This window comes from Arthrobacter sp. TB 26 (assembly GCF_000427315.1).
Lineage (GTDB): Bacteria > Actinomycetota > Actinomycetes > Actinomycetales > Micrococcaceae > Arthrobacter.
Genome location: NZ_AUPJ01000556.1, coordinates 1 through 8,943, shown reverse-complemented (window position 1 = coordinate 8,943; position 8,943 = coordinate 1). Strand labels below are relative to the sequence as shown.

The 8,943-nt window shown below is 67.2% G+C and carries 7 protein-coding genes and 1 pseudogene; 4 read left to right on the top strand and 4 right to left on the bottom strand.

The features are described from left to right. Positions 1 to 41: 41 nt before the first annotated feature. The 3 genes from glpK to K789_RS0121840 form a co-directional block, all read right to left on the bottom strand. The gene (glpK, locus tag K789_RS0121850; protein WP_024368601.1) at positions 42 to 1,556 is read right to left on the bottom strand and encodes a glycerol kinase GlpK; all 1,515 of its coding nucleotides are present in this window, start codon (positions 1,554 to 1,556) and stop codon (positions 42 to 44) included. Positions 1,557 to 1,607: 51 nt separating this feature from the next. Next, the gene (locus tag K789_RS0121845; protein ID WP_024368600.1) at positions 1,608 to 2,357 is read right to left on the bottom strand and encodes an MIP/aquaporin family protein; all 750 of its coding nucleotides are present in this window, start codon (positions 2,355 to 2,357) and stop codon (positions 1,608 to 1,610) included. A gap of 156 nt (positions 2,358 to 2,513) precedes the next feature. Next, positions 2,514 to 4,319 (bottom strand): glycerol-3-phosphate dehydrogenase/oxidase, encoded by a 1,806-nt coding sequence (locus tag K789_RS0121840; protein WP_024368599.1) that lies wholly within the window; start codon positions 4,317 to 4,319, stop codon positions 2,514 to 2,516. 125 nt (positions 4,320 to 4,444) lie between these two features. On the opposite strand from K789_RS0121840, the gene K789_RS0121835 reads away from it, so the two are divergent. Genes K789_RS0121835 through K789_RS0121820 form a run of 4 tightly spaced genes read left to right on the top strand, consistent with a single transcriptional unit; the run spans position 4,445 to position 8,368 of the window. Continuing rightward, positions 4,445 to 5,407 carry a sugar-binding transcriptional regulator gene (locus tag K789_RS0121835; protein WP_024368598.1) on the top strand — a complete coding sequence of 321 codons (963 nt, stop codon included), beginning with the start codon at positions 4,445 to 4,447 and terminating at the stop codon, positions 5,405 to 5,407. 36 nt (positions 5,408 to 5,443) lie between these two features. Further along, positions 5,444 to 6,322: an aldo/keto reductase gene (locus tag K789_RS0121830; protein ID WP_024368597.1), complete on the top strand. Its 879-nt coding sequence runs from the start codon at positions 5,444 to 5,446 to the stop codon at positions 6,320 to 6,322. 10 nt (positions 6,323 to 6,332) lie between these two features. Beyond that, a complete protein-coding gene (locus tag K789_RS0121825) occupies positions 6,333 to 7,262 on the top strand; it encodes an alpha/beta fold hydrolase (protein ID WP_024368596.1) in 930 nt (309 codons plus the stop codon). Next, positions 7,259 to 8,368, top strand: coding sequence for a glycosyltransferase family 4 protein (locus K789_RS0121820; RefSeq protein WP_024368595.1), 1,110 nt, complete (start codon positions 7,259 to 7,261; stop codon positions 8,366 to 8,368). Before K789_RS0121825 ends, K789_RS0121820 begins: the two co-directional genes overlap by 4 nt. 37 nt (positions 8,369 to 8,405) lie before the next feature. On the opposite strand, the pseudogene K789_RS0121815 reads toward K789_RS0121820, so the two are convergent. Next, positions 8,406 to 8,943: pseudogene (locus tag K789_RS0121815) on the bottom strand (primosomal protein N'); the annotation flags it as partial.

The window sequence follows — 8,943 nt, the reverse complement described above, 5'->3', positions numbered from 1 at the left end:
TGGCCGGAGCTCTTCCGTGTCCCTGAGAGGCGGTGGAACGGCTACCTGACGTCCTCGTCGACCCAGTCCATGGACTTGGTGACGGCCTTCTTCCAGAGGCGCATCTGGCGCTCGCGTTCCGCCTGGTCCATCTGCGGCTCCCAGCGCTTGTCCTCGGCCCAGTTGGCCGAGCATTCGCCGAGGTCCTTCCAGAAGCCGACGGCCAGGCCGGCGGCGTAGGCGGCACCCAGGGAGGTGGTTTCCACGACCTTGGGCCGGATCACCGGCACGCCGAGGATGTCCGCCTGGAACTGCATGAGCGCGTCGTTGGCAACCATGCCGCCGTCGACCTTGAGTTCCGTCAGGGGAACCCCCGAGTCCGCGTTGACGGCGTCGAGCACCTCGCGGGTCTGGAACGCGGTGGCCTCCAGCGCCGCGCGGGCGATGTGGTTCTTGTTCACGAAGCGGGTCAGCCCGACAATCGCGCCGCGGGCGTCGGAACGCCAGTACGGAGCGAACAGCCCGGAGAACGCCGGCACGATGTACACGCCGCCGTTGTCCTCGACCGAGGCCGCCAGCGTCTCCACTTCAGCGGCGCTGCTGATCATGCCGAGGTTGTCCCGCAGCCACTGCACCAGCGAGCCGGTGACGGCAATGGAGCCTTCCAGGGCGTAGTGCGGCTTGGCGTCGCCGAGCTTATAGCCGACCGTGGTCAACAGGCCGTTCTTGGAGTGGACGATTTCCTCACCGGTGTTGAAGATGAGGAAGCAGCCGGTGCCGTAGGTGTTCTTGGCTTCGCCGGCGTCGAAGGCGGCCTGGCCGAACGTCGCAGCCTGCTGGTCGCCGAGGATGCCGGCAACCGGAACTTCACGCAGCAGCTGGGAGGTGTGGACCGTGCCGTAGACCTCGGAGGAGGACTTGATGGCCGGCATCATGGAGGCCGGGACACCAAAGGCGTCCAGGATCTCCTGGTCCCAGGAGAGCGTCTCGAGGTCCATGAACATGGTCCTCGAGGCGTTGGTGACATCGGTGACGTGGACGCCGCCGTCGGTCCCGCCGGTGAGGTTCCAGAGCACCCAGCAGTCGGTGTTGCCGAAGACCAGGTCCCCGGCCTCGGCCTTGGCGCGGGCGCCCTCGACGTTATCCAGGATCCACTTGATCTTGGTGCCGGAGAAGTAGGTGGCCAGCGGCAGGCCGACCTTCTGCTTGAAACGCTCCGGCCCCCCGTCCTTGGCCAGCTCGTCCACGATCGGCTGGGTGCGCGTGTCCTGCCAGACGATGGCGTTGTACACGGCCTTGCCGGTCGTTTTGTCCCAGACGACGGCGGTTTCGCGCTGGTTGGTGATGCCGACGGCGGCGATGTCATGGCGGGTCAGGTTCGCCTTGGACAGGGCGGAGGCGATGACCTCGCGGGTGTTGTTCCAGATCTCGGCGGGATCGTGCTCCACCCAGCCTGCCTGCGGGAAGATCTGCTCGTGTTCCATCTGGCCCGAGGAGACGATGTTGCCGCTGTGGTCGAACACGATGGCGCGGGTGCTGGTGGTGCCCTGGTCGATGGCGATTACGTACTGGTTCATGTTGACGTCCTTGTCGTGGGGCTGGCAGTTGAATGAGTCAGCAGGGGTGGTCTAGGCGGCCGCGGTGGCGATAATCGGCACGACTGCTGCGACGAGACCGGCGAGGCCTCCGCCGACCAGCGGTCCGACGACGGGAATCCACGAGTAGCTCCAGTCGGAGGAGCCCTTGCCCTTCATGGGCAGCAGTGCATGGGCGATGCGGGGGCCGAGGTCGCGGGCCGGGTTGATGGCGTAGCCGGTGGGTCCGCCGAGGGAGACGCCGATACCGACGACCAGCAGGGCCACGGCGAGCGGGCCAAGACCCGACGGCGTCCCGCCGAAGGTCAGGATGACGAAGACGAGGACAAAGGTGCCAATGATCTCCGTGATCAGGTTCCACGGGGTGGAGCGGATGGCCGGACCGGTGGAGAATACTGCCAGCTGGCTGGCGGGCTCGGGCTCGGCGTCGAAGTGCTGCTTGTACGCCAGCCACATCACCACGGCGCCGAGGAAGGCACCGAGCAGTTCACCGCCGAAGTAGGTGAGCGTGGAGGCGAAGTCGACGGCGACGCCGGGTGCGTACTCCTTCTTGCCGTTGACCAGCAGGCCGAACGTGACGGCAGGGTTCAGGTGCGCACCGGACTGGGCGGCAACGTAGACGCCGGAGAAGACAGCAATGCCCCATCCCCAGGTGACCATCAGGAACCCGCCGTTGTTGCCCTTGGTGCCTTTGAGTGCAACGTTTGCCACAACGCCGCAACCCAGCAGGGTCAGCATCGCGGTACCGAATACTTCGGACAGGAAAACTATTCCAAGAGACATCTTTGACTCCTCTATTTTCTGTTGTCAGCCCCTCGCGAGTTTGAGGGGCTGTTGGGCCGGCAGTGCGTTGGCGCCGCCGGCCGGCCACTGCGCCGGCCCCCAGGGAACCACGCAGTCCTTGCGCCCGGACGTCCCCCGCCCGGGCGCCGAGGTCTATCAGGAGACCAGGCTGTGGACCCGGACGCCGTGGAATCGCTTAAGCACCTCCTGAGCGTGGCTGATCTCGGAAGCCCGGGTTGCTGTGTCCCAGCCCAGCGGCCCGGCGAGGATGTCGGCAACCTCATTCAGCAGTTCGCCGGTCACCAGCCCCCGGAAGGCGAGGGAGGTACGGCGGATCAGGACGTCGATCAGGTGCCCGATTTGCTCGTTCCGGGCCATGAACTCCAGTTCGCGGACGCTGAGTTCGCGGGTCGAGTGCAGGAGCCGGTCCGGGGTGGAGTCCGGAGCGCCGTCGAGGAAGCTGATGACGTCCGCGGCGCGGGTGCCGTAGCGGGTCAGCAACACTGCGGTGCGGTCCGCGTCGCGGCCGGCCGCCATGTGCGCCTTGATCCAGCGCTGCACACCGTCCTCGGTGTCGGGGAAGCCTGCGCCGCCGCCGATGGCAAGTTTCGCCGTCGAGACTTTCCGGTCCATCCCCAGTTCGGCGAGGACATTGTTGCTCAGGTGTTCGGCGAGGGCCCGGAAGGTGGTCCACTTTCCACCGACGAGGCTGAGCACGACGGCGCCGCCGCTGTCCGTCCCGCCGGGGCCGGCACCGGCGCGGCGTTCGATCCGGTAGTCGCGGCTGACAAAACCCGGCTGGGTGGCGTCGTGCCTGGGCAGCGGACGGACTCCGGAGAAGGTGTACACGATCTGGTCACGGTCCACGGTGATGTCCGGGAACACGTGGCCGATCAGGTCGAAGAAATAGTCGATCTCCTCCTCGGTGCACACGGCGTCCGCGGCCATGTCGGCGTCGACGTCGGTGGTGCCGGCCAGGACCCGGTCGCCCATCGGGTAGATCAGCACGATCCGGCCGTCGGTGTGTTCGAAGAAGATCTCGCGGCCGTTGCAGGCGGCCAGCAGTTCCGGGTGGTCCAGCACAATGTGTGAGCCCTTGGTGCCGCCCATAAAGGCCGACGCCGCGCCCATCGCCTGGTTGGTCTGGTCAACCCAGGCGCCGGTGGTATTGACGATGACCTCCGCGGAGAACTCGAACAGTTCACCGGTCAGTTCGTCACGGAGTTCCACGGTGCTTCCGGTCCGCCCGGTTCCGGCGGCGTCCCTGACGGCCACGAGGGAGAGGTAGTTGCTGGCGCGGGCGTCACTCGAACCCGCGGCGCCGGCCTTCTCGCCGTCCTGCAGCACATCGAGTGTCAGGCGCTCCGGGTTGTGGACGGAGGCGTCGAAATATGTGGCGGCGTACTTGATGCCCGGGTGCAGGCGCGGCAGTTCGGCCAGGGCACGTTTGCGGCCGCGGAACTGGTGGCGCGGCACGGTGCCGCCGTCACGGGAAAAGAAGTCGTACATGCTCAGGCCGAGCTTGATCAGGAACGCGCCGCGTTCCTTCGGTGCGCCCTGCTGCTTATGGGTCAGGAAGCGCAGCGGAGCGGCGAGGATCCCGGAGAACGTGCTGAAGATGGGGATGGTGGTCTGCAGCGGCTTCACGTAATGCGGTGCGATGCGCAGCAGCCGGTTGCGTTCCACGACCGATTCCTGGACGAGGCGGAACTCGCCGTTCTCGAGGTAGCGGATGCCGCCATGGATCATGTGCGAGGAGGCCCCGCTGGCCCCCTGGCAGTAGTCACCGCGTTCCACGAGGGCGACGTCCACCCCCTGCAGGGCGAGGTCCCGGAACGTGCCCACTCCGTTGATGCCGCCGCCGATGATCAGCACCTGCGCGTGGGGCCGCGTCCGCAGCTTCTGCACCGATGCTCGCTCGCCGGCTGATGCCTGGGTGCGGGCTGAATCCTTCTGTCCCAAGAACTGCTCCTTTGGGTTTGGTCCTGTGCGGCGCGCCGTGGGGCGCGGCGCCGTTCAACACTATTCTTTGGAGTAATGGAAAATGGAGTCAAGCACTATGCACAAACGTGCAGAACGGAAATGGGATGACGCCCTCACGCAGCTCCGACGCCCTCCGCGCCGCCCAGTTGTATTACCTGCAGGACCTGACTATGGACGCGATTGCCCGCGAGCTTCGCACGTCGCGGTCCACTGTGTCGCGCCTGCTTTCCTCGGCCCGGGAATCGGGGCTGGTCCAGATCCAGATCCGCAGTCCGCTGGACACCGGGCCCGAACTGGAGAGCATGATCCGCGCCGAATACAAGGTGGATGTGCACGTCGTTCCGGTGGTGGACACACTGAATGAGGCGGAAACACTGGACCGCGTGGCCATGCAGGCGGCCCGCACCATCGGCCCGCTGGTCGACTCCAATGCCATCATCGGCGTCGCGTGGGGCTCCACCCTGAGCGCCGTCAGCCGGCACCTGACCCGGAAGATCACCCACGACAGCGTGATCGTCCAGCTCAACGGTGCGGGCAACATGCAAACCACGGGCATCACGTATGCCTCCGACATCATGCGTCGCTTTGGCAGCGCCTACGGGGCGCGGGTGGAACAGTTTCCGGTACCGGCGTTCTTCGACCACGCCGCCACCAAAAAGGCCATGTGGAATGAGCGCAGTGTGCAGCGGATCCTCGAGCTGCAGGCCCGGATGAGCATCGCGATTTTCGGTGTGGGGTCGGTCGACGCCGACTACCCCAGCCACGTGTACGCGGGCGGCTACCTCGACGAGGACGACCTGAGCGTCCTGGCCACCTCCGACGTCGTGGGTGATGTTGCCACCGTGTTCTTCCGCGCCGACGGGTCCTCGGACGGCATCACCCTCAACGAGCGTTCCACCGGCCCGGACCTTGCGCAGCTGCGGCAGGTTCGCCGCAGGATCTGTGTGGTCTCGGGAGCTTCCAAGATCAACGGCCTGCGCGGCGCACTCGCCGCGGGCCTGGCGACCGACCTGATCCTGGACGAGGCCAGCGCCCGGCGTCTGGTCAGCTTCGACGGCTTGTCCTGAGCCGGAGGGGCCCGCGGAGTCGGTAAAGTCGTTGGTATGAAACCCTCGCCCCGGCTCAGCCTCAACAACGGTGTCCTGATCGACCAGTTGGGGTTCGGACTCTACAAGGTGCCTCCCGCCGACGCTGCCGGACTCGTCACCATGGCGCTCGAGGCCGGCTACCGGCACTTCGACACCGCCGCCATGTACGGCAACGAGACCGGGGTTGGCCGCGGCATTGGCGCACTGTCCGGTTTCGTGAGCCGGGACGACGCCCGCGGCGGCTCCGGTGAGGCCTCCCCCTCGCTCTCGCGGGAGGACCTGTTCATCACCACCAAGCTCTGGAACGACGACCAGGGCTACGACGCAACGCTGCGTGCCTTCGACACGTCCATGGCCAACCTTGGACTCGAATACGTGGATCTGTACCTGATCCACTGGCCCTGCCCGCAGCGCGGACTGTACTCGGAGAGCTACAAAGCCATGGAGACGGTGTACCGGGAGGGCAGGGCGCGGGCTATTGGGGTCTCGAACTTCCAGCCGGCCCATCTGGACCGACTGCTGCAGACCGCGGAAGTCGTCCCGGCCGTCAATCAGATCGAACTGCACCCCTGGCTCCAGCAGGAAGAACTGCGCACCCTGCACCGCGAGCTCGGAATCGCCACCGAGGCGTGGAGCCCGCTGGGCCGCGGCCAGGTCCTGCAGGACGCCGTGGTGTTGGACCTCGCGGCAGCGCACGGAAAATCCCCCGCACAGATCATCCTGCGCTGGCACGTCCAGCTCGGCAATGTCGCCATCCCCAAGGCCAGCTCCTACGCCCGGATCAGGGAAAACCTGAACGTCTTCGGTTTCAGCCTCGATGACGCCGCGATGGACGCCCTGGCCGGTCTGGAACGTGGCTTCCGCACCGGCTCCAACCCTGACTCCGTCAATTAGGACGCATCGAATGGAACACGTGGCCACCGGGCCCTCCCCCACCACTCCCCTGTTCAGCGCCGGACTTGAGGCCCGAACCCATGCCGCCGAAGTAGTCCTGGATGGGACCCGGGCGGCGTACTGGAGCTACGAGCCGGTCCGGGTGACCCCGGAGACACGGACCATCCTGGTGGTCCACGGCTTCCGCGGCGATCACCATGGACTGCTTCGGGTCGCCGACCAGCTCCCCGAAATGCGGCTCATCATGCCGGATCTGCCAGGCTTCGGCAGCTCCGCCGCTTTCACGGATGCCGAACACAGCGTCGAGCGCTACGGCCGGTTCATCGCCGATTTCATGACGGCCCTGGACCTCGGGCCTGACACGGTCCTGCTGGGGCATTCCTTTGGCTCCATTGTCGCCAGTCACTACGTGGCGGCCCACCCGGGCACGGTCTCGGAGCTGATCCTGGTCAACCCGATCGCCGCCCCCGCCCTCGAGGGGCCCAAGGGGCTCATGACCAAACTCGCTGTCCTGTACTACGAAGCCGCGGCACGCCTGCCGCGCCGGCTGGGACAGGGCCTGCTGCGCAGCCAGCTGATCGTCCGGGTCATGAGCGAGACGATGGCAAAGACCCGGGACAAGCAGCTCCGCCGCTTTGTGCATGCCCAGCACAGCTCCTATTTCTCCGCGTTCGCGGACCGGGAGAGCCTGCTGGAGGCGTTCAAGGCCTCGGTCGGCAGCAACGTCGCGGAAGTGGCGCGCAGCCTGACCCTTCCTGTGCTGCTGGTCGCCGGCGAAAAGGACGAGATCGCCACGCTGCCGGACCAGCACACTCTGCTGGCCCTGCTGCCGGACGCCCACCTTGACGTCATCCCCGGCGTCGGCCACCTGATCCACTACGAAACCCCGGAACCCGCCGCGGGTTTCATCCGTCGCTTCCTGAAGGACCATTCCGCGTGAAAATCATCATCGATGCCCGCTTCACCCGGCTGGACCACCATGACGGCATCAGCCGCTACGGAGCCAGCCTGATCGCGGCCACGGCCAAAATCGCCGACGTCTCGATGCTGATCAGCGACGTCCGCCAGCTGGCCCTGCTGCCGGACGTGCCCTACACCCTGATCAACAGCCCGCTGTCCCCTGCCGAGTTGTTCGTCGCCGGCAAGGTCAACAAACTCGGTGCCGACGTGGTGGTGTGCCCGATGCAGACCATGGGCAGCTGGGGCCGGAAGTACCCGCTGGTGTTGACCCTGCACGACCTCATCTACTACGAGCACCCGGCGCCTCCGGGCTTCCTGCCGGCTCCCGTCCGGGTCCTCTGGCGCCTCTACCACAAGGCGTTCTGGCCGCAGCGCCTCCTGCTGAACCGGGCCGACGTCGTTGCGACCATCAGCTCCACGACGGCCGCGCTGATCGCGAAGTACCGGCTGACCCGGCGCCCGGTCCGGATCGTAGGCAATGCCCCGCAGCACGGCCACACGCCGCGGGACCCCGGGGCGGGCGCGGACAAGACGCTGCTGTACATGGGCTCCTTTATGCCCTACAAGAACGTGGAGACCATGATCAGGGGCATGGCGGAACTCCCGGACATGAGCCTGCACCTGCTCAGCCGGATCACCCCCGAACGCCGGGCGGAACTGGAGGCCCTGGCACCGGCCGGCGCGGACATCGTCTTCCACAACGGCGTGACCGACGCCGAGTATGAGGCCATGCTGGGACGCACCACCGCCCTGATCAGCCTCTCCAAAGCGGAGGGCTACGGACTGCCCCTCGTTGAGGCGATGTCCCACGGCACCCCCGTGGTCGCCAGCGACATCCCGATCTTCCGCGAGGTGGGCGGCGACGCCGTCAGCTACGTCCACCCGGATATGCCGGCGGAATTTGCCGCCGCCGTGCGGAAACTCGAGGACCCGGACCTGTGGAAGGCCCGTTCCCGACGCTCGGTGGAACGCGCCGCGGACTTCAGCTGGGACGAGTCCGCCCGCAGGCTCCTGGACGTTGCCGAAGAGGCCGTGGCGCTGCGCGCACGACACGCCCGGCATCCGAAGGACGCGGACCGGACGTAGCCGGCGCGAAGAACGACCCCGGGATTTTCCTGCGCGCCTAAAGCACGTCCACACCGTCGAGCCGCAGCTGGACCGGGTCGTCGGTGCGTTTGGCGGCAGCGGCGACCTTGACGGCCCGCAGCGCCCGGGTGACCTGTGCGGCCTGGCCGTACGGGATGAACATGAGCGTCCGGACGTCCTCCCCGGGGGACCCGGGAGCTCCGGCCATCACCAGCGGCGCCGGGCCGGCGGTCCGCAATACGATGCCCTGCGGGGCCAGTTGCTGTTCGACGGCCTGGCCGAAGTGCCCGACGGCGGTCCTGCCGCCGGTGAGGGACGCGACCCGGACCGCGGGGGGCAGCTGCAGTTCCTGGCGCAGGGACAGCTCCCGCCCGGCGTAGCCGGCAGGATCCCAGCGCAGCAGGGCACCGACTCCGGCAGCGTCGTCCGCGGTGATGACCACCAGACCGCCATCGCCGGACGGGCGGACGAGGGCCGCGGCATTGAACCAGCGCCGGACGGCGTCCTCGCCCGCCCGCAGGTTTTCGCGCCGCAGCAGCGAATCGCCGTCGAGCAGCAGTGCCGCCGCATATCCG

Excerpts from the sequence above, each read along its gene's own strand:
- glpK (WP_024368601.1), bottom strand. The coding sequence starts at position 1,556 with ATGAACCAGTACGTAATCGCCATCGACCAGGGCACCACCAGCACCCGC.
- K789_RS0121845 (WP_024368600.1), bottom strand. The coding sequence starts at position 2,357 with ATGTCTCTTGGAATAGTTTTCCTGTCCGAAGTATTCGGTACCGCGATG.
- K789_RS0121835 (WP_024368598.1), top strand. The coding sequence starts at position 4,445 with ATGACGCCCTCACGCAGCTCCGACGCCCTCCGCGCCGCCCAGTTGTAT.
- K789_RS0121830 (WP_024368597.1), top strand. The coding sequence starts at position 5,444 with ATGAAACCCTCGCCCCGGCTCAGCCTCAACAACGGTGTCCTGATCGAC.
- K789_RS0121825 (WP_024368596.1), top strand. The coding sequence starts at position 6,333 with ATGGAACACGTGGCCACCGGGCCCTCCCCCACCACTCCCCTGTTCAGC.